The sequence below is a fragment of the Streptomyces sp. VNUA24 genome, assembly GCF_029167005.1.
GTDB lineage: Bacteria > Actinomycetota > Actinomycetes > Streptomycetales > Streptomycetaceae > Streptomyces > Streptomyces scabiei.
Window position 1 is genome coordinate 8,722,229 of record NZ_CP119143.1, and the last position, 19,630, is coordinate 8,741,858.

Genomic DNA, 19,630 nt, shown 5'->3' on the forward strand with positions numbered 1-19,630 from the left:
ATGAGCAGGCCCGCCCTACGCACCCGGACACTGCGCACTCCCGGCGGGCTGTCGGTCCGCCTGGACGTACGAGCGCTCACCGTCGTCCTGTCGCTGCTGGCGGTGGCGCTCACCGCGAGTGTCGTCCTGATCGGCACCGGCGACTTCCCGATCCCGGCCGGTGACGTCCTGCGGACGCTGATCGGCGACGGCGACCCCGGCCAGGAGTTCATCGTCCGGGAACTGCGGCTGCCCAGGGTCCTGGTCGGGCTCCTCGTCGGGGCCTCGCTCGGGCTCGGCGGGGCGCTGTTCCAGTCCCTCTCCCGCAATCCGCTCGGCAGCCCGGACGTGCTGGGCCTCTCGCAGGGCGCCACCGCCGGCGCGCTGGTCGTCATCGTGCTGTTCTCCGGCAGCGCGAACCAGGTCGCCCTCGGTGCACTCGCCGGCGGACTGGTCACCGGCCTCGCGATCTACGCGCTGGCGTGGAAGCGGGGCGTGCACGGCTACCGGCTCGTGCTGGTCGGCATCGGTGTCTCCGCGATCGTCACGGCGGTCAACGGCTATCTGATCACCAAGGCCGACCTCGTCGACGCGGCCCGTGCGGTCGTCTGGATGACCGGCTCGCTCAACGGCCGCGACTGGGCCCAGGTCGGGCCGCTGCTGGTCATGTGCGTGATCCTCGTGCCGCTGGTGCTCGGCAACGCGCGCGGGCTGCGGATGACGGAGATGGGCGACGACGTGTCGTACGCGCTCGGGGTGAGCGTCGAGCGCGTACGGCTGCTGCTGATGGTGTCGGCCGTGCTGCTCACCGCCGGGGCCACCGCGGCCGCCGGACCGGTGAGCTTCGTCGCCCTCACCGCGCCCCAGCTCGCCAAGCGGCTCACCCGCTCGCCCGGCCCGAACCTGGTGGCCGCGATGTGCATGGGCGCGACCCTGCTGGTCGTCGCCGATCTGGCCTCGCAGCGGGCCTTCGGCGCCGATCAGCTGCCCGTCGGCGTCGTCACCGGGGTCCTCGGCGGTGTCTATCTGCTGTGGCTGCTGGTCACCGAGCGCAAGGCCGGACGCATATGAAGCCGGGCGCCCGCGTACGCCAGGCGGACAGGAACGCCGGGCGGACATGAACGAGAACGACCGCGCGCCGGCGCACGCGAACGACCGTGCGAATGGCCGCGCGCCGGCGCACGCGAACGACAAGAGGAGCACCGTGAACCGTCTGTCCGCCGAGAACGTCACCCTCGCCTACGACCAGCGCGTCATCGCCGAGCAGCTGTCGGTGGAGATACCCGACCACTCGTTCACCGTGATCGTCGGCCCCAACGCCTGCGGCAAGTCCACGCTGCTGCGGGCCCTGTCGCGGATGCTGAAGCCGTCCCGGGGGCGGGTGCTGCTGGACGGGCAGGTCATCCAGTCGATGCCCGCCAAGAAAGTGGCCCGGACGCTCGGTCTGCTGCCGCAGTCGTCGATCGCGCCGGACGGGATCACCGTCGGCGACCTGGTGGGCCGGGGCCGGTACCCGCACCAGGGGCTGCTGCGGCAGTGGTCCGCCGAGGACGAGCGGATCGTGCGCGAGTCGATGGAGTCGACCGGGGTCGCCGAACTGGCCGACAGGTACGTCGACGAGCTGTCCGGCGGCCAGCGCCAGCGGGTCTGGATCGCCATGGCGCTGGCCCAGCAGACCCCGCTGCTGCTGCTCGACGAGCCGACCACCTTCCTGGACATCCAGCACCAGATCGACGTGCTCGACCTGTGCGCCGAACTGCACGAGGAACAGGGCCGCACCCTGGTCGCGGTGCTGCACGACCTCAACCACGCCGCCCGCTACGCCACCCACCTCATCGCCCTGCGCGACGGCGCGGTGATCGCCGAGGGCGCGCCCTCCGAGATCGTCACGGCCGAGCTGGTCGAGGAGGTGTTCGGGCTGCGCTGTCAGGTCATCGACGACCCGGAGACGGGGACGCCGCTGGTGGTGCCCGCGGCGCGCGGGGCGCGGGCCGGCGCCGTGCGGACCGGGCGGGCGGCCGCTACAGCAGCTTCCTGAGCTGGAGCAGGTCCCGGAAGCCCGCCTCCAGCTTCACCCGGCCCGAACCCCAGGCCTTGGCGAAGTTCAGCTCGCCGGCGACGAGGGCCACCAGGTCGTCGCCCGTCATGGCGAGGCGGATCTGGGCCTTCTCGGCCGGCGGGCCCTGCAGGGTGTCGTGCACCTCGATGCGCCCCTCGCGCATCCGGCCCACGAAGGTGACGTCGAGATCCTTGACGTGGCAGCTCACCGAGCGGTCGAGAGCCGTCGCCTCGCCCACGTGTCCCTGGGCGCCTGCCATGTTGTCCGAAAGCTTTTCGAGTGCGGCGCGGCACTCCTCAATCGTTGCCATCGCGGTCGACGGTACCCCAGAGCTTCGCGGTAGCGTCTGGCTATGAGCGACTCTTTGCCCGAGGTCGAGGCCGGGTCGGAAGCAGCGGTTCCGGTGGCGGGCGGGTCCGTCCCCCATCCGGAGCCCCCGGTCGCCGAACCCGAGGACGACCCCGCCGGCCCGGCTCCGCTGAACGTGCCCCGCACCCCCACCGGCCACCCCGAGGTCGACACCGCCCTGGAGCGGCTGGCCGACGCCGACCACCTGGCGACCGACGGCCACGGAGAGGTGTACGAGGATGTACACCGGGGGCTGCGCGACGCGCTCACCGCGCTCGACGCCCGCCCGGGACCTCCGGAGCCCCCACGGACCTACGAGAGCAGGAGCTGAACCCACCGTGGCAGGAGTCGCACGCCGCCGTCTGGACGCCGAACTGGTCCGGCGCAAGCTCGCGCGCTCGCGTGAGCACGCGAGCCAGCTGATCGCCGCCGGGCGGGTCACCGTCGGCAGGACGGTCGCGACCAAGTCCGCCACCCAGGTGGAGACCGCCGCCGCGATCGTGGTCACGGCCGACGACGGCGACCCGGAGTACGTGTCCCGGGGCGGACACAAGCTCGCCGGCGCCCTGGAGGTCTTCGTCCCGCAGGGGCTCGCGGTCGAGGGGCGGCGGGCGCTGGACGCCGGTGCCTCGACCGGCGGCTTCACCGACGTCCTGCTGCGCGCCGGAGCCGCGCACGTCGTCGCCGTGGACGTCGGATACGGACAACTCGCCTGGACTCTGCGTGGCGATGAACGCGTCACCGTCAAGGACCGTACGAACGTACGCGAGTTGACGCTCGAAGCGATCGATGGGGAGCCTGTGGATCTAGTCGTGGGGGATCTGTCCTTCATCCCGCTCGGCCTGGTACTGCCCGCGCTGGTGCGGTGCGTGAAGCCGGACGCCGATCTGGTGATGATGGTCAAGCCGCAGTTCGAGGTGGGCAAGGAGCGGCTGGGCAGTGGGGGAGTCGTACGGAGTCCGGAGCTGCGCGCCGAGGCGGTGCGCGGGGTGGCCCGCCGGGCGGGGGAGTTGGGGCTCGGGGTGAAGGGTGTGACGGCCAGTCCGCTGCCCGGGCCCTCGGGCAATGTCGAGTACTTTCTGTGGCTGCGTGCCGGGGCTCCCGCGCTGGACCCGGCCGATGTCGACCGAGCAGTGGCGGAGGGGCCGCGTTGACCCAGGACCGATCGCGAACCGTTTTCCTGCTGACCCACACAGGGCGGCCGGCGGCGATCCGCAGTGCCGAACTCGTCGTCAAGGGGCTGCTGCACCACGGCATCACGGTGCGGGTCCTGGAGCACGAGGCCGAGGACATCCCCGTGCCGGAGGAGGTGGAGCTCGTCAAGGAGGCCACCCCGCAGTGCCTCGACGGGTGCGAGCTGCTGATCGTCCTCGGCGGTGACGGCACGCTGCTGCGCGGCGCCGAGTTCGCCCGCGCGTCCGGGGTGCCGATGCTCGGCGTCAACCTCGGCAGCGTCGGCTTCCTCGCGGAGGCCGAGCGGGACGACCTCGACAAGGTCGTCGACCGGGTGGTGACCCGGGCGTACGAGGTCGAGGAGCGTATGACCGTCGATGTCGTCGTTCACCAGAACGGGGACATCGTCCACACGGACTGGGCGCTCAACGAGGCGGCCGTGCAGAAGGCCGGCGCCGAGAAGCTGCTGGAAGTCGTCCTGGAGATCGACGGCCGTCCGGTGACCGGGTTCGGGTGCGACGGGATCGTCCTGTCGACGCCGACCGGGTCCACGGCGTACGCGTTCTCGGCGGGCGGGCCCGTGGTGTGGCCCGAGGTCGAGGCGCTGCTGATGGTGCCGATCTCCGCGCACGCGCTGTTCGCCAAGCCGCTGGTGACCTCGCCGAACTCGGTGCTGGCGGTCGAGGTCCTGCCGCACGTTCCGCCGGGAGTGCTGTGGTGCGACGGGCGGCGGACCGTCGAACTGCCGCCGGGGGCTCGGGTGGAGGTGCGGCGGGGGGCGGTGCCGGTGCGGTTGGCCCGGCTGCACCACGCGTCGTTCACGGACCGGCTGGTGGCGAAGTTCGCGCTGCCGGTCTCGGGGTGGCGGGGGGCCCGGCACTAGAAGGCTCACCAAGATCTTCATGAGCCTTCTAGCCAGGCGGGGCCGCCTGCCGGGGCGGCCCCGTGTCCTTCGGAACGGCGGGCTGTAGCTCTCCGGAGTGACATTGGGGACGGGGGGCGTCGCACTTCCCTCTCCGGACCTCGTATGGTCGTGTCCGTGTTGGAGGAGATGCGGATACGGTCGCTCGGAGTCATCGACGACGCTGTCGTCGAGTTGTCGCCCGGCTTCACTGCCGTGACGGGTGAGACGGGCGCGGGCAAGACCATGGTGGTCACCAGCCTCGGCCTGCTGCTCGGCGGGCGGGCGGACCCGGCGCTCGTGCGGATCGGTGCGAAGAACGCCGTCGTGGAGGGCCGGATCGCCGTGCCCGAGGGCGCGGCGGCGGTCGTCCGGGCCGAGGAGGCCGGGGCCGAACTCGACGACGGGGCGCTGTTGATCAGCCGTACCGTCTCCGCCGAGGGACGGTCGCGGGCCCACCTGGGCGGTCGTTCGGTACCGGTGGGCGTGCTCGCCGAGCTGGCCGACGAACTGGTCGCCGTGCACGGGCAGACCGACCAGCAGGGGCTGCTGAAGCTGTCCCGGCAGCGGGCGGCGCTCGACCGGTACGCGGGCGACGCGGTGGCCGTGCCGCTGACCAAGTACGGCGAGGCCTACCGGCGGCTGCGGGCGGTGGCCGGCGAACTCGACGAGATCGTCACCCGGGCGCGCGAGCGGGCCCAGGAGGCCGACATGCTGCGGTACGGCCTCGACGAGATCGCGGGGGTCGAGCCGCGGGCCGGTGAGGACGTGGAGCTGGCCGAGGAGGCCGAGCGGCTCGGGCACGCGGAGGCGCTGGCCTCCGCCGCGACGGCCGCGCACGCCGCGCTCGCGGGCAACCCCGAGGACCCGGAGGGCGTGGAAGCCGCCACGCTCGTCGCGGGCGCGCACCGGGCGCTGGAGGCCGTGCGGTCGCACGACCCGGCGCTCGCGGCGCTCGCCGAGCGCATCGGGGAGATCGGGATCCTCCTGGGCGATGTGGCGGGGGAGCTGGCGGGGTACGCCGACGACCTGGACGCCGACCCGCTGCGGCTGGCGGCCGTGGAGGAGCGGCGGGCCGCGCTCACGGCGCTGACGCGGAAGTACGGGCAGGACATCACCTCCGTGCTGGCGTGGGCCGCGGAGGGCGCCCGGCGGCTCACCGAACTCGACGGCGACGACGGGCGGATCGAGGAGCTGACCGCCGAGCGGGACGCGCTGCGGTCGGAACTGGGCGGACTCGCGCAGGCCCTGACCGACGCGCGGACGGAGGCCGCCGCGCGGTTCGCCGCCGCCGTGACGGCGGAGCTGGCCTCGCTCGCCATGCCGCACGCGCGCGTGTCGTTCGAGATCCGGCAGAGCGACGATCCCGAGGGTGTCGAGGTGGGCGGGCGTACGGTCGCGTACGGGCCGTCCGGGGCCGACGAGGTCGAGCTGCTGCTCGCCCCGCATCCGGGGGCGCCGCCCCGGCCCATCGCCAAGGGCGCGTCCGGCGGTGAGCTGTCGCGGGTGATGCTGGCCGTCGAGGTGGTCTTCGCGGGGACCGACCCCGTGCCGACGTACCTCTTCGACGAGGTCGACGCCGGTGTCGGCGGCAAGGCCGCCGTCGAGATCGGCCGGCGGCTGGCCCGGCTCGCCCGGTCGGCGCAGGTCGTGGTCGTCACGCATCTGCCGCAGGTGGCCGCCTTCGCCGACCGGCAGTTGCTGGTGGAGAAGACGAACGACGGGTCCGTGACCCGGTCCGGGGTGAAGGTCCTGGAGGGCGAGGAGCGGGTGCGGGAGCTGTCGCGCATGCTCGCCGGCCTGGAGGACTCCCAGACGGCACGGGCGCACGCGGAGGAGCTGCTCGCGGCGGCCCGCGCGGACGCGTAGGGGAGGGGCGGGAGGGGTGCGGAGGGGCAACCGCGTACGGGAGTTCACTCGTGTGGGTGACCCTGGGTCCGGGGTTGCCCGGCGCTCCGCCTCCCGTCGCGTCCCGTTGTGCCGGAACACCCTTGCGGCCTGGCATCCTTGGACAGGAGCGACGTAGCGGGACGTGCCGCGTGGACCGTGCGGAAGGGCCTCGAACGGTTCACCCCACCGGTGCATCCCTCGTACGTCTCTTCGTGACCGTCCGACCCCGAGCCAGGAGCCCCGGCCACGTGAGCCACGTGAGCAGCCACTCACCGCACGGCCAGTCGCCGCTGCGAACCGTACAAGTGCTCGGCGGTGGCAGCGCGATGAGCGGTGCGCATGTGCGGTCGCTGGCCTCGGGGCTGGTCGCCCGGGGCGTGCGGGTCACCGTGTGCGCCCCCGGGGAGGCCGACGGTCTGTACGACTTCACCGGCGTCGGCGCCCACCACGTCCACGTGCCCCGCAGCAGCGACCCCGCCTCGGTCGCCAGTCTGCGCAACGCCTGCGCCGACGCCGACCTGGTGCACGCGCACGGCCTGCACGCCGGCTTCCGCGCCACCCTCGCGCTCGGCCGGCGCACCACCCCGCTCGTCGTCACCTGGCACACGCGTGCGCACGCCGAGGGGGCGCGGGCGCATCTGCTGCGGCTGCTGGAGCGCCGGGTCGCGAAGGCCGCCGCCGTGGTCCTCGGCACCTCCTCCGACCTGGTCGACCGGGCCCGCAGCCGGGGCGCGCGCGACGCCCGGCTCGCCGCGGTCGCCCTGCCCGCGCCGCGCCGGGCCGCCGCCGACGCGGACCCGGACCGTCCCGCCAGCAAGGTCCGGGCCGAACTGGGTGCCACGGCACGACCGTTGCTCATCGCCGTCGGCGCGCTCGAACGCCACCGGGGCCACGAGACCCTGCTCGACGCCGCCCGCGACTGGCGCGCCCTCGACCCCGCGCCGCTGCTCGTCGTCGTGGGCGAGGGACCGCTGCGGAGCGTGCTGCAGCGCCGTATCACGCAGGAGGAACTGCCCGTACGGCTGGCCGGGCGGCGCGACGACGTCCCCGAGCTGATCGCGGCCGCCGACCTCGCCCTGCTGCCCGGCGGCCCCGAGGCCCGCCCCGCCCTCGCGCAGGAGGCGCTGCACGCGCGCGTGCCGCTCGTCGCGGCCGCCGTCGGAGCGGTGACCGACCTGGTCGGCGACGGCGCCGAACTCGTCCCCCACGGCGACGCCGGGGCGCTCGCCCGGGCCGTCGTCCGGCTGCTCGACGACCCGGCCCGCTGCGCGCGGCTGCGGGAGCGGGGCACGCGGCAGGCCGCCACCTGGCCGACCGAGGACGACACGGTGGCCCAGGTGCTCAGCGTCTACGACGAGCTGACCCGGCCGCGGCCCCTCGGCTGACCTCCGCCGCCCGGCACCGCCTCAGGAGACGTGCCGGCGGGCCCGCAGGGCCAGGCTCAGGGCCAGGACGGCCTGGGGGTCGTCCAGGTCGGTGCCGAGCAGTTCGCCGATGCGGGCGAGGCGGTTGTAGAGGGTCTGGCGGTTGAGGTGCAGTTCGCGGGCCGTCTCCGCCTTGCGGCCCGCGTGCGCGAGATACGTCTCCAGGGTGGGCAGCAGCGGAGGCTTGGCCCGGTCGTCGTGGTCACGCAGGGGGCCGATCGCGCGGTCCACGAACGCGGCCAGGTCGGGGTGGTCGCGCAGCCGCCACAGCAGCAGGTCGATGTCGAGGCGCCGGGCGTCGTACCAGGGGCGGTCGGCCAGGCCCTGCGCGGCCGTCGCCGTCTCCGCCGCGTGCCGCAGCCCCGCCGAGGCGGCCGCCCAGCCCCCGGGCACGCCCACGACCACCACGGGCGGCCGCCCGCCCGGGCGTCGCATCCCGGCCCGCTCCGCCCCGGCCCGCAGCGCCGCCGCGGCCCGGTCCGCGACCGCCGGCCGCTCCGCCTCCGCGCGCAGGCCCAGCAGCAGCGGGACACGGCCCTCCACCGGGCGTACGCCGAGCAGGAGGGGCGCACCCACCGAGGCCAGCTCCTCGGCCACCGCTCGGGCGAGGACGGCCCAGCCGCCCCCGTCGGGGGCGAGCCCGTCGGCGAGCTTCATGACCACGGGGAGCAGCGGGCCCGCACCCGGCCGGAAACCCAGGACGCGGGCCTGCGCGGGTGCGTCCTCGGCCCGGACACGGCCCTCGGCGAGGTCGGTGAGGAAGTCGCCGCGTCCGCGCGCCGCCAGCTCCTCCTCCTGCCGGGCCTGCATCAGGACGACGGCGAGCACCCCGGCCGCGCGCTCGGCGGCCATCCGGTGCACCGGGGCCAGAGGGCCGACGACGGGCAGCAGGACCAGACGGGCCCGTACCGAGCCGGTGCCCGGACCGCCGCCCGGGACGTCGACGAGGGTCGTCCCGGCCGGGGGTGCGTCCTGGTGCCGGTCGCGCACCCCCTCCCACACCTGGAGCGGATCGGTGTCCGCCGGGCCCGCCCCGGCCGCGTACAGGAGCTGTCCGTCGGCGGTCTCCAGGAACACCGGATTGCCGCTGAAGTCGGCCAGGATGTCGAGGACCTGGGGGATCCCGCCCCCGCCGAGCAGCGCCTCGGTGCAGCGGCGGTGCACCTCCTCGGCCTGCTGCAGCAGCGCGTAGTGGCCGTTGACGATCTCGGTGTGGATCTCCTCGGTGACCGTCACGAACGCCACCTCGCGGTGCAGCTGGACGAGGGGGAGCCCGGCCGAGCGCGCCGTCTCGACGAGGGCCGCCGGCAACCGGGCGAAGCGCGGGCCCAGTTCGACGACCAGGGCCGAGATGCCGCGCTCGGCGAGGGTCCGCACGAACGCGCGCTGGTCGGCGGGCCGGGTTCCGAGCCCGTAGCCGGTGGTCAGCAGCAGCTCGCCGCCCTTGAGGAGCGAGGCGATGTTCGGGACCTCGCCCGCGTGCACCCAGCGCACGGTCCGGTGCAGCCGGTCGGCGCCGGCCAGGACCTCCGGCAGCCCGCCGCGCAGCCCGGGCAGCTCCAGGGCCCGCCGCACGGTGATACCGCCCTGCGCCTCGCGGCCGTCACCTGGTGCGCGGCTGTCACGGGTGTCCATGCAGCGGACGGTACCCGGTCCTCAGGCCGGCGGGATGTTGTGGTTGAAGCGGAAGACGTTGTCGGGGTCGAACCGGGCCTTCACCGCCGTCAGCCGCCGGTGGTTGTCGACGCCGACGCCGGCCACCACCCGGTCCGCGCCCTCGTCGCCGACGAAGTTCAGGTAGACCGCTCCGGTGCTCCACGGCCGTACGTCGGCGCGCACGTCCCGCACCCACCGCACGCACCGCTCGTCGTCGGCCGGGTCCGCCCAGACGCCGAAGGGATGCACGACCCAGGGGGCGTCCCGGTACGGCACGGGGTACTGGGCGGGGCCGTCGGCGATCGCGCCGCCCAGCGGGAAGAGCACGTGCTGGGTGCCGGTGGGCACGGGCATCGACCAGGCGCGGGTGGCGAACACGTCCACCAACGGGTCCGGCAGACCGGTCAGATGCTCCGCCGACCAGTAGTTCCGCATGCCCGGCGGATCGTCGATCATGCACTGCACGTCCGCGTACGGCATCGCGCCGACGATCTCGGCCTCGTGCGCCATCGCCAGCAGCGGCTGGGCGGTCTTGCGCATGTCGTCCTCGGTGCCCGCGTACGTCAGCAGCACACCGCAGACCAGCTCGCCCACCAGGTGCTCGGGCACGAACTCCTCCGGCGGGCCGGTGAAGTACAGGACACCGCCGCTCGCCTCCCGCGGTCCCGTCTCGATGACCTCGCGGTACACGCGGATCACCTCGGGGCCGTGTTCCGGGCGGAAGAGCAGCAGGGCGATGGCGAACGCGGGCAGTTCGTGCAGCCGGAGGGTGAGGGCGGTGGCCACGCCGAAGTTCCCGCCGCCGCCGTGCAGCGCCCAGAACAGGTCCGGGTTCTCCTCGGCGCTCGCACGGACGGTCTGACCGTCGGCGGTCACCAGGTCGACGCCGAGCAGGTTGTCGACGGCGAGCCCGAAGGTGCGGTCCAGCCAGCCGCTGCCGCCGCCGAGGACGAAACCGCCGACCCCGGTGGTCGACGCCCGGCCGCCGGTGGTCGCCAGATGGTGGGGCTCGGTGGCGCGGTCGAGATGGCTCATCGTGGCGCCGCCCTCGACCCGGGCGCTCAGGGAGCCGGGATCGACCGTGACGGCGTGCATCCGACGCAGGTCGATGACGAGCCCGTTGTCGTTGAGGGCCATTCCGGCCACGCTGTGACCGCCGCCGCGCACCGCGATCGGCAGGTCCAGGTCACGGGCGAAGCGCACGGAACGGACGACGTCGCCGGCGTCCGCGCACTGCGCGATCACGGCCGGACGCCGGTCGATCATGGCGTTGAAGACGGTACGGGCCTCGTCGTACCCCGGATCCTCCGGCGCGAACACGTCGCCGGTCAGATCCTCGCGCAGCGCGCTGAGAGCCGCGTGCGCCTTCGAGAGGGGAGCCATGGCGAGCCGCCCCCTTTCGGTCGGGGGACAGGGCTCCTTCCAGGCTAGGCGGGGGCGCCGGATCGGGCCTGTTCGGGGACCGGCCAGGGGCGCGGGCGAGAGGTACGGGCGAGGGGCGCGGGCCACCCGTACCGGCGAGCGCAAGCGGTTGCCGCTCGCGCCTGCCCGCGCCCGGGTCCGCCGCCCCGCGCCCCGGTCCGCCGCCGTGCCCGCCGGACCGGAGGGCGCGCTCAGCCGCCGTACGCCCCCGAGGCGGTCAGCCGCAGGGCCGTGTCGATGAGGGGGACGTGGCTGAACGCCTGCGGGAAGTTGCCGACCTGGCGCTTGAGGACCGGGTCCCACTCCTCGGCGAGGAGCCCCAGGTCGTTGCGGAGGGAGAGCAGCTTCTCGAAGAGCTTGCGGGCCTCGTCCACGCGGCCGATCATCGCCAGGTCGTCGGCCATCCAGAACGAGCAGGCGAGGAACGCGCCCTCGTCGCCCGGCAGTCCGTCCACGCCCTCGTCCTCGCCGGAGGTCGGGTAGCGCAGGATGAAGCCGTCCGGGGTCGACAGCTCGCGCTGGATCGCCTCGATGGTGCCGATGACCCGCTTGTCGTCCGGCGGCAGGAACCCCATCTGGGGGATCAGGAGCAGCGAGGCGTCCAGCTCCTTGGAGCCGTACGACTGGGTGAAGGTGTTGCGCTCCTTGTCGTACCCCTTCTCGCACACGTCCCGGTGGATGTCGTCGCGCAGCTCGCGCCACTTCTCCAGCGGGCCGTCCGCGTCACCGGACTCGATGAGCTTGATCGTGCGGTCCACCGCCACCCAGGCCATGACCTTGGAGTGCACGAAGTGGCGGCGCGGACCGCGCACCTCCCAGATGCCCTCGTCCGGCTCGTCCCAGTGGTCCTCCAGGTAGCGGATCAGCTTCAGCTGGAGCAGGGAGGCGTAGTCGTTGCGGGCCAGGCCCGTCATGTGGGCCAGGTGCAGGGCCTCGGTGACCTCGCCGTACACGTCCAGCTGCAGCTGGTGCGCGGCGCCGTTGCCGACCCGGACCGGCGCGGAGTTCTCGTAGCCGGGCAGCCACTCCAGCTCGGCCTCGCCCAGCTCCCGCTCACCGGCGATGCCATACATGATCTGCAGGTTCTCCGGGTCGCCGGCGACCGCCCGCAGCAGCCACTCGCGCCAGGCGCGCGCCTCGTCGCGGTAGCCGGTGCGCAGCAGCGAGGAGAGGGTGATGGCCGCGTCCCGCAGCCAGGTGTAGCGGTAGTCCCAGTTGCGGACGCCGCCGATGTGCTCCGGGAGCGAGGTGGTCGGCGCGGCGACGATGCCGCCGGTGGGCGCGTACGTCAGGGCCTTCAGCGTGATCAGGGAGCGGACCACCGCCTCACGGTAGGGGCCGTGGTACGTGCACTGGTCCACCCAGTCGCGCCAGAACTCCTCGGTCGCCCGCAGTGAGGGCTCGGGCTCCGGCAGCGGCGGGGGCTGCTTGTGCGAGGGCTCCCAGGAGACCGTGAAGGCGATCCGGTCGCCCGGCGTCACGGTGAAGTCGGCGTAGGTGGTCAGCGCCTTGCCGTAGGTCTCGCACTCGGTGTCGAACCACACCGAGTCCGGCCCGGCCACGGCCACCGTGCGCCCCTCGTGCTTGTGCACCCAGGGCACCACCCGGCCGTACGAGAAACGCATCCGCAGGGCCGAGCGCATCGGCACCCGGCCGCTGACGCCCTCCACGATCCGGATCAGCTGGGGGGCGCCGTCACGCGGCGGCATGAAGTCCGTCACACGGACCGTGCCGCGCGGGGTGTCCCACTCGGATTCCAGGATCAGCGAGTCGCCGCGGTACCGGCGGCGGGAGGCCGTCGGCGGCTCGGCGTCCGCGGCGTGCGCGGGTCCCAGTCTCCAGAATCCGTGTTCCTCGGTGCCGAGCAGTCCCGCGAAGACGGCGTGGGAGTCGAAGCGGGGCAGGCACAGCCAGTCGACCGTGCCGTCCCGGCAGACCAGCGCCGCTGTCTGCATGTCTCCGATGAGTGCGTAGTCTTCGATGCGCCCGGCCACGTGCAACTCCAGTCGAACGGCCACGTCGTCGCCCCCCGAGGGGCGGTCGCTGTGCGGTGTGCGGTCAAGGGACCCATGGGATCGGCAAAGGAACCATGTTTCCAGAGTGATCCAAGGGACGGTGTCATGCGATGTCGCTCAACGATCCTCAACGCAAATGAGGCGGTCGTTGCTCAACGGACTGACGAGCTCTCATGATTGCCGGAGACGGGCGGGGGTGGTGCCGTCGCGCCGGCCGCGCTCGGCAGCGAGTGTCCGAAGAGGATACGACGCAGCGGAGGGCTGCGCGTCCCGCTCCCGGCAACACGAGTGGGCCGAACGGGTGAGCCCCTGGTGAAGATCGGCGAAGATCCGCCGACTGTCGTACGAGGTCCGTGTCGGCCCGTGCGCGGAGCGTGGCCGGAAGCGATCGTGTCGTGTCGCTGATACCCTGGTAGCCCGTGGACCGGTGGGCGCCCCGACGCAAGCAGGGACCCCCGAACCGCAGCGAAGGCACCCCCGACGGATGAGTTCGGGCGGCGGCCGACCCGCACACCGAACCGCGACCACGGGAGCCCCCTCTTGGCCATGCCGCCCGCTGCTTTTCGAAACACGACGACCAAGCACATCTTCGTCACCGGGGGTGTCGCCTCCTCGCTCGGCAAGGGTCTGACCGCCTCCAGCCTCGGCATGCTGCTCAAGGCCCGCGGTCTGCGCGTGGTCATGCAGAAGCTCGACCCCTACCTGAACGTCGACCCGGGCACGATGAACCCCTTCCAGCACGGTGAGGTGTTCGTCACCAACGACGGCGCCGAGACCGACCTGGACATCGGCCACTACGAGCGCTTCCTCGACCGCGACCTGGACGGCTCGGCCAACGTCACCACCGGCCAGGTCTACAACACGGTCATCGCCAAGGAACGGCGCGGCGAGTACCTCGGCGACACCGTCCAGGTCATCCCGCACATCACCAACGAGATCAAGCACCGCATCCGGCGCATGGCCTCCGACGAGGTCGACGTCGTCATCACCGAGGTCGGCGGCACCGTCGGCGACATCGAGTCGCTGCCGTTCCTGGAGACCGTCCGGCAGGTCCGGCACGAGGTCGGCCGGGACAACGTCTTCGTCGTCCACATCTCGCTCCTGCCGTACATCGGTCCGTCGGGAGAGCTGAAGACGAAGCCGACCCAGCACTCGGTCGCGGCGCTGCGCAACATCGGTATCCAGCCGGACGCGATCGTGCTGCGCTGCGACCGCGAGGTGCCCGCCGCGATCAAGCGCAAGATCTCCCTGATGTGCGACGTCGACGAGGACGCCGTGGTCGCGTGCCCCGACGCCCGCTCGATCTACGACATCCCGAAGACCGTGCACCGCGAGGGCCTGGACGCCTACGTGGTCCGCAAGCTGGACCTGCCGTTCCGTGACGTGGACTGGACGACCTGGGACGACCTGCTCGACCGCGTCCACAACCCGCTCCACGAGATCAACCTGGCGCTGGTCGGCAAGTACATCGACCTGCCCGACGCCTACCTCTCCGTCACCGAGGCCCTGCGCGCGGGCGGCTTCGCCAACAAGGCCCGCGTGAAGATCAAGTGGGTCACCTCGGACGACTGCCGGACCCCGGCCGGCGCCGCGGCCCAGCTCGCCGACGTCGACGCCATCTGCATCCCCGGCGGGTTCGGCGACCGGGGCGTGTCCGGCAAGGTCGGTGCCATCCGGTACGCCCGCGAGAACCGGATCCCGCTGCTCGGCCTCTGCCTGGGCCTGCAGTGCATCGTGATCGAGGCCGCGCGCAACCTGGCCGACATCCCGGACGCCAACTCCACCGAGTTCGACTCCGCCACCGCCCACCCGGTCATCTCCACCATGGCCGAGCAGCTCGACATCGTCGCCGGTGAGGGCGACATGGGCGGCACCATGCGGCTCGGCATGTACCCGGCCAAGCTGGCCGAGGGCTCGATCGTGCGCGAGGTGTACGACGGCAAGGAGTACGTCGAGGAGCGCCACCGCCACCGCTACGAGGTGAACAACGCCTACCGCGGGGAACTGGAGAAGAAGGCCGGTCTGCAGTTCACCGGAACCTCGCCCGACGGCAAGCTCGTCGAGTACGTCGAGTACCCGCGCGAGGTCCACCCGTACCTGGTCGCGACCCAGGCGCACCCCGAGCTGCGCTCCCGCCCCACCCGCCCGCACCCGCTGTTCGCGGGGCTGGTGAAGGCGGCCGTGGAGCGCAAGACCGGTAAGTAGAAACCGGGCGGCGCCGGAGCTTGTACGGTGACCGGGGTGCGCGTCCTTCGGGACGTGTGCCCCGGTTTCTTTTGTGTACGTGTGGGAGGACGAGTCGCCATGACGATCAAGGACATCGCCGAGCAGTGGGAGGTCCGGGCGAGCCAGACGCCGTTCGTCGGCAAGAAGACCTCCGTCCGCACCGACGACGTGGTCATGCCCGACGGGTCGGTCGTCCGCCGCGACTACCAGGTGCACCCCGGGTCCGTCGCCGTCCTCGCGGTCGACGACCAGGACCGGGTGCTGGTCATCCGCCAGTACCGCCACCCCGTCCGCGAGAAGCTGTGGGAGATCCCGGCGGGGCTGCTCGACGTGCCGGGGGAGAACCCGCTGCACGCCGCCCAGCGCGAGCTGTACGAGGAGGCGCACGTCAAGGCGGAGGACTGGCGGGTCCTCACCGACGTCTACACCACGCCCGGCGGCTGCGACGAGGCCGTGCGGATCTTCCTGGCCCGGGACCTCTCCGAGGCCGAGGGCCGCAAGTTCGAGGTGGAGGACGAGGAGGCCGACATGGAGCTGGCCCGGGTGCCGCTGGACGAGCTGGTGCGCGGGGTGCTCGCGGGGGAGCTGCACAACAACTGTCTGGTGGTGGGGGTGCTGTCGCTGGTGGCGGCGCGCGGCGGGGACGGGGTGGAGTCGCTGCGGCCGGCCGAGGCGCCGTGGCCCGCGCGGCCGTTCGAGATCTAGGGGCGCCCGGGGTCGGAGCGAGCCGCGGGCGCCTTCACGGCATCCCGACGATGCCAGTCGTACGATCTGCTGATCCGATCGAGCGATCTCACCGCCCGGCTCCGCCCGGATCGTCGCAGAGCGTGAACTAGGCTCGGGAATCGCCCGCACCGGAGTCCCGGCGGGCTTGCTCGTGCGGTGGGACGGGAGAGTGACCCGTGGCGGATCAGGCGGTGGACCTCGGGGGTGCCCGGGCGTCCGGAACAGGGCGGCCCCCGGCTGTCGAGGCCGCCCCCACGGACAGTCAGTTCCTCGGCAGGACACGCGAGTTGAAGGAACTGCGGGCCGACATCGACCGGGCGGGACTGAACACCCTCGCGGGCCGCAAGGCGCCCCACGCGCGCGTGCTGCTCATCGCCGGCCGCCCCGGCTTCGGACGGACCGCGCTCGCCGAGGAACTCGTCCGGCAGGTTACCGATGGTTATCCCGACGGGGTGCTGCGGACCCGGCTCACCGAGCCCGACGGCACCCGGGTGCCCGTCGAACGGGCGGCGCGGGAACTGCTCGGGGAACTCGGGCTGCCGGCGCCGGCCGGTGCCGACGAGGACGACCTCAGCGAGGCCCTGCGGGAGGCGCTGGCCGACCGCCGGGTGGTGCTGCTGCTCGACGACGCGGCCGACGCCGAGCAGGTCGACGCGCTGCTCCCGGACACCCCCGACGCGCTGGTCGTGGCGGTCTCCGGCGGGCCGCTGACGGGCATCTCCGACGTCCGCCCGTGCACCCTGGGCGGACTGGACACCAAGTCCGCCGTGGAGCTGCTGGAACGCTTCAGCGGGTCCGTGCGCATCACCGTGGACCCGCGCTCGGCCGAGGGGCTCGCCGAGGTGTGCGGGAACCAGCCGGCCGCGCTGCGGCTGGCCGGCGGCTGGCTGGCCGCCCGCCCCACCGTGGCCGTCTCCGACTTGGCGAAACAGCTGCGCGCCGAGGAGGACGACAGTCCGCCGCTCGCCCGGATGCTCAGGCTGGCGTACGCCTCGCTGCCGACCGCCGCCGCCCGGACACTGCGCCTGCTCGCCCTCGCCCCGGCGGGCCTGGTCGACCCGCACACCGCCTCCGGGCTCGCCGGCTGCTCGGTGGGCGCCGCCCGCACCGCGCTGGACGACTTCGTCGCCCTCGGCTTCCTGCACCAGGCCGATCCGGCGCTCCCGCAGTACGAGGTCCCCGGCTGCCTCCAGCCGCTGCTGTGGTCCCTCGCAGAGAACCAGGAGCGGCCCGGTGAGCTGCGGCTCGCCCGGGCACGGATGCTGGAGCGGACGGTACGGCTGCTGCAGTCCTGCCGGGCGGTCACCGAGACCGACAGCCCGCAGGCCCGCGAGAGGCTCCTCGCCATGCCCAAGGCACTGCGGTTCCCCACCCCGCGGGCCGCGGAGGAGTGGCTGCGCGCCCGGCGGCCCGCACTGCTGGCCGCGGCCCGGCTCGCGGTCGCCGACGGGGAGCTGGACACCCTCGCCCGGCGGCTGATGTCCCAGCTGGTGCGGGCCATGGTCGCGCACTTCGGCACCCAGGCCGCGGCCCCCGACCTGTACGGCGTCCACAGGCTCGTCCTCGACGTCGCCGAGCGCCGCGACCTGCCCCGCGAGCAGGCGGCGGCCCTGCTGAACCTCGGCGACCTGGACGCCCGCACCGGCCGTACCAGGGCGGCGCTGGCCCGCTACCGGGCCGCGCTCGACGCCGGACGGCGGGCGAACGACCCGTACGCGACCGGCCGCGCGATGGAATCCGTAGGCGGTGCCCACCAGGAGCTGGAGGACTACGACCGGGCCGCCGACTGGTACGGCCGGGCGCTCGCCCAGCGGCTCGCCCGGGACGAGCGCGAGGACGCCGCCCGGCTGTACGGCCGGATCGCCGCCGCGCACACCTACGCGGGCCGCTACGGCGAGGCGCTGCGCAACTGGAGCTCGGCCCTCACCGGCCATCGCAGACTCGGCGATGTGGGCGGCCAGGCAAGGGCGTTGAGCGAGATGGCGCGCGTCCAGGAGTACGCGGGGCGGCCCGAGGAGGCGCTGCGCACCTGCGAGGAGGCGGCCGAGTGGGCGCGCCGCGCCGACGACACCCGGCTGCAGGCCGCGATCCAGCTGCGGACCGCCGACACCCTGGAGCGGCTCGGCGACCCGGCGGCGGCCCGGCTGCACCGGGCGGCCGCCGAGCGACTCCTCGACGAAGGGGCCCCGGAGCCCGAAACCCAGGAGACCGAGCCGGAACAGGACGCTAACGCCTGCGAAATCCGTAGTGCATCCGCGAAAGATTGATGCATTGAAAGGCTAGACAGCGGGGACACCTTCATTAGACTGGCTGTGCCGCCGGTTCTCCTGCGGTGTCTCCCGATGCGTTCCGATGCGTACGGGTATGTCCTGCACTGCGTGGGCATGTGCCGCTGTAAGGGCGAGCCCCCACACCCCTCCGAGCCAAGGACCGTGATCGACGTGAAGGTCGGCATCCCCCGCGAGGTCAAGAACAACGAGTTCCGGGTGGCCATCACCCCCGCCGGTGTGCACGAGCTGGTGCGCCACGGGCATCAGGTCGTCGTCGAGCAGGGCGCCGGAGTCGGCTCGTCGATCCCGGACGCCGAGTACGTCGCCGCGGGCGCCGGGATCCTGGCCACGGCCGACGAGGTGTGGGCCACCGCCGACCTGCTGCTCAAGGTCAAGGAGCCCATCGCCGAGGAGTACCACCGCCTCCGCAAGGACCAGACACTCTTCACGTACCTGCACCTCGCGGCCTCCAAGGAGTGCACGGACGCGCTCGTCGAGTCGGGCACGACCGCGATCGCGTACGAGACCGTCGAGCTGCCGAGCCGCGCGCTGCCGCTGCTCGCGCCCATGTCCGAGGTCGCGGGCCGGCTCGCCCCGCAGGTCGGCGCCTACCACCTGATGCGCGCCAACGGCGGCCGCGGTGTGCTGCCCGGGGGTGTGCCGGGAGTGCTCGCCGGCCGGGCCGTCGTCATCGGCGGCGGCGTGTCGGGCTGGAACGCCGCGCAGATCGCCATCGGCATGGGCTTCCACGTGACCCTGCTCGACAAGGACATCAACAAGCTCAAGGAAGCCGACAAGATCTTCGGCACGAAGATCCAGACCGTCGTCTCCAACGCCTTCGAGCTGGAGAAGGCGTGCCTGGAGGCCGACCTCGTCATCGGCGCCGTCCTCATCCCGGGCGCCAAGGCCCCGAAGCTGGTCACCAACGAGCTGGTCTCGCGGATGAAGCCCGGAAGTGTCCTTGTCGACATCGCGATCGACCAGGGCGGCTGCTTCGAGGACTCCCGGCCCACCACCCACGCCGAGCCGACCTTCCCCGTCCACGGATCGGTCTTCTACTGCGTCGCCAACATGCCCGGCGCGGTGCCCAACACCTCCACCTACGCCCTGACCAACGCCACGCTGCCCTACATCGTGGAGCTCGCCGACCACGGCTGGGCCGAGGCGGCGCGCCGCGACCCCGCCCTGGCCAGGGGTCTCAACACCCATGACGGCAAGGTCGTCTACCGCGAGGTCGCCGAGGCGCACGGACTGGAGCACGTCGAGCTGGCGTCGCTGCTCGTCTGACCCCACCGGCGAGCCGTCGACCGGCTGCTTCAAGTCACCTTTCGGTAAAAGGCGATACGTCAACACAGGTCGTCAACAGCGCTTTACCGGCCGGATCTTGCCCGACAAGGTCCGGCCGGATGTGTGTATGGTCACTTTGCGACACTCGCGCAACTCGCCTCGAACGTAACCGTTCGTATGTTTCGTGCACCGGTGAAACCTGCCGTGCGACGGCCCTACGCCCTTGACAGCCGCATGTTTCATTGCCGACACAT

At 73.0% G+C, this 19,630-nt stretch carries 15 protein-coding genes; 11 read left to right on the forward strand and 4 right to left on the reverse strand.

Annotated features, from left to right (window positions below; genetic code table 11):
* Together PYR72_RS37450 and PYR72_RS37455 are read left to right on the forward strand one after the other, a co-directional pair.
* The gene (locus PYR72_RS37450) at positions 1-1,050 is read left to right on the forward strand and encodes an iron chelate uptake ABC transporter family permease subunit (protein WP_275459413.1); all 1,050 of its coding nucleotides are present in this window, start codon (positions 1-3) and stop codon (positions 1,048-1,050) included.
* 46 nt (positions 1,051-1,096) lie between these two features.
* Positions 1,097-2,017, forward strand: a complete 921-nt coding sequence (locus PYR72_RS37455) for an ABC transporter ATP-binding protein (RefSeq protein WP_275459414.1) — start codon at positions 1,097-1,099, stop codon at positions 2,015-2,017.
* Here PYR72_RS37455 and PYR72_RS37460 read toward each other — a convergent pair.
* Entirely contained in the window at positions 2,001-2,348 is a 348-nt protein-coding gene (locus tag PYR72_RS37460; protein ID WP_013004707.1) for an SCP2 sterol-binding domain-containing protein, read from the reverse strand. The two genes, PYR72_RS37455 and PYR72_RS37460, sit on opposite strands and share 17 nt — an antisense overlap.
* Before the next feature lie 42 nt (positions 2,349-2,390).
* Here PYR72_RS37460 and PYR72_RS37465 point away from each other — a divergent pair, with 42 nt between their 5' ends.
* From PYR72_RS37465 to PYR72_RS37485, 5 genes are all read left to right on the forward strand, one after another.
* Complete coding sequence (locus PYR72_RS37465) at positions 2,391-2,717, forward strand: hypothetical protein (protein WP_275459415.1); 327 nt, start codon at positions 2,391-2,393, stop codon at positions 2,715-2,717.
* A gap of 7 nt (positions 2,718-2,724) precedes the next feature.
* Positions 2,725-3,540: a TlyA family RNA methyltransferase gene (locus tag PYR72_RS37470; protein ID WP_275459416.1), complete on the forward strand. Its 816-nt coding sequence runs from the start codon at positions 2,725-2,727 to the stop codon at positions 3,538-3,540.
* Entirely contained in the window at positions 3,537-4,442 is a 906-nt protein-coding gene (locus PYR72_RS37475) for an NAD kinase (RefSeq protein ID WP_275459417.1), read from the forward strand. Before PYR72_RS37470 ends, PYR72_RS37475 begins: the two co-directional genes overlap by 4 nt.
* Before the next feature lie 144 nt (positions 4,443-4,586).
* Positions 4,587-6,329: a DNA repair protein RecN gene (gene recN / locus PYR72_RS37480; protein WP_275459418.1), complete on the forward strand. Its 1,743-nt coding sequence runs from the start codon at positions 4,587-4,589 to the stop codon at positions 6,327-6,329.
* Positions 6,330-6,598: 269 nt separating this feature from the next.
* Positions 6,599-7,735 carry a glycosyltransferase family 4 protein gene (locus PYR72_RS37485; protein WP_275459419.1) on the forward strand — a complete coding sequence of 379 codons (1,137 nt, stop codon included), beginning with the start codon at positions 6,599-6,601 and terminating at the stop codon, positions 7,733-7,735.
* A gap of 21 nt (positions 7,736-7,756) precedes the next feature.
* On the opposite strand, the gene PYR72_RS37490 is transcribed toward PYR72_RS37485, so the two are convergent.
* The 3 genes from PYR72_RS37490 to PYR72_RS37500 all read right to left on the reverse strand — a co-directional run bounded on the left by PYR72_RS37490 (position 7,757) and on the right by PYR72_RS37500 (position 12,846).
* Positions 7,757-9,409: a PucR family transcriptional regulator gene (locus PYR72_RS37490; RefSeq protein ID WP_275459420.1), complete on the reverse strand. Its 1,653-nt coding sequence runs from the start codon at positions 9,407-9,409 to the stop codon at positions 7,757-7,759.
* Between the two features lie 21 nt (positions 9,410-9,430).
* A complete protein-coding gene (locus tag PYR72_RS37495; RefSeq protein WP_275459421.1) occupies positions 9,431-10,813 on the reverse strand; it encodes an FAD-binding oxidoreductase in 1,383 nt (460 codons plus the stop codon).
* A 230-nt stretch (positions 10,814-11,043) separates the two neighbouring features.
* Entirely contained in the window at positions 11,044-12,846 is a 1,803-nt protein-coding gene (locus PYR72_RS37500; protein WP_275460626.1) for a glycoside hydrolase family 15 protein, read from the reverse strand.
* 567 nt (positions 12,847-13,413) lie between these two features.
* On the opposite strand from PYR72_RS37500, the gene PYR72_RS37505 reads away from it, so the two are divergent.
* The 4 genes from PYR72_RS37505 (at position 13,414) to ald (ending at position 19,376) form a co-directional block, all read left to right on the forward strand.
* On the forward strand, positions 13,414-15,072 hold the full coding sequence (locus tag PYR72_RS37505; protein ID WP_005484920.1) for a CTP synthase: 1,659 nt from the start codon (positions 13,414-13,416) through the stop codon (positions 15,070-15,072).
* 99 nt (positions 15,073-15,171) lie between these two features.
* Entirely contained in the window at positions 15,172-15,798 is a 627-nt protein-coding gene (locus PYR72_RS37510) for an NUDIX hydrolase (protein WP_275459422.1), read from the forward strand.
* Positions 15,799-15,995: 197 nt separating this feature from the next.
* Positions 15,996-18,086, forward strand: a complete 2,091-nt coding sequence (locus PYR72_RS37515; RefSeq protein ID WP_275459423.1) for a tetratricopeptide repeat protein — start codon at positions 15,996-15,998, stop codon at positions 18,084-18,086.
* Between the two features lie 165 nt (positions 18,087-18,251).
* On the forward strand, positions 18,252-19,376 hold the full coding sequence (gene ald, locus PYR72_RS37520) for an alanine dehydrogenase (protein WP_275459424.1): 1,125 nt from the start codon (positions 18,252-18,254) through the stop codon (positions 19,374-19,376).
* Positions 19,377-19,630: the final 254 nt, after the last annotated feature.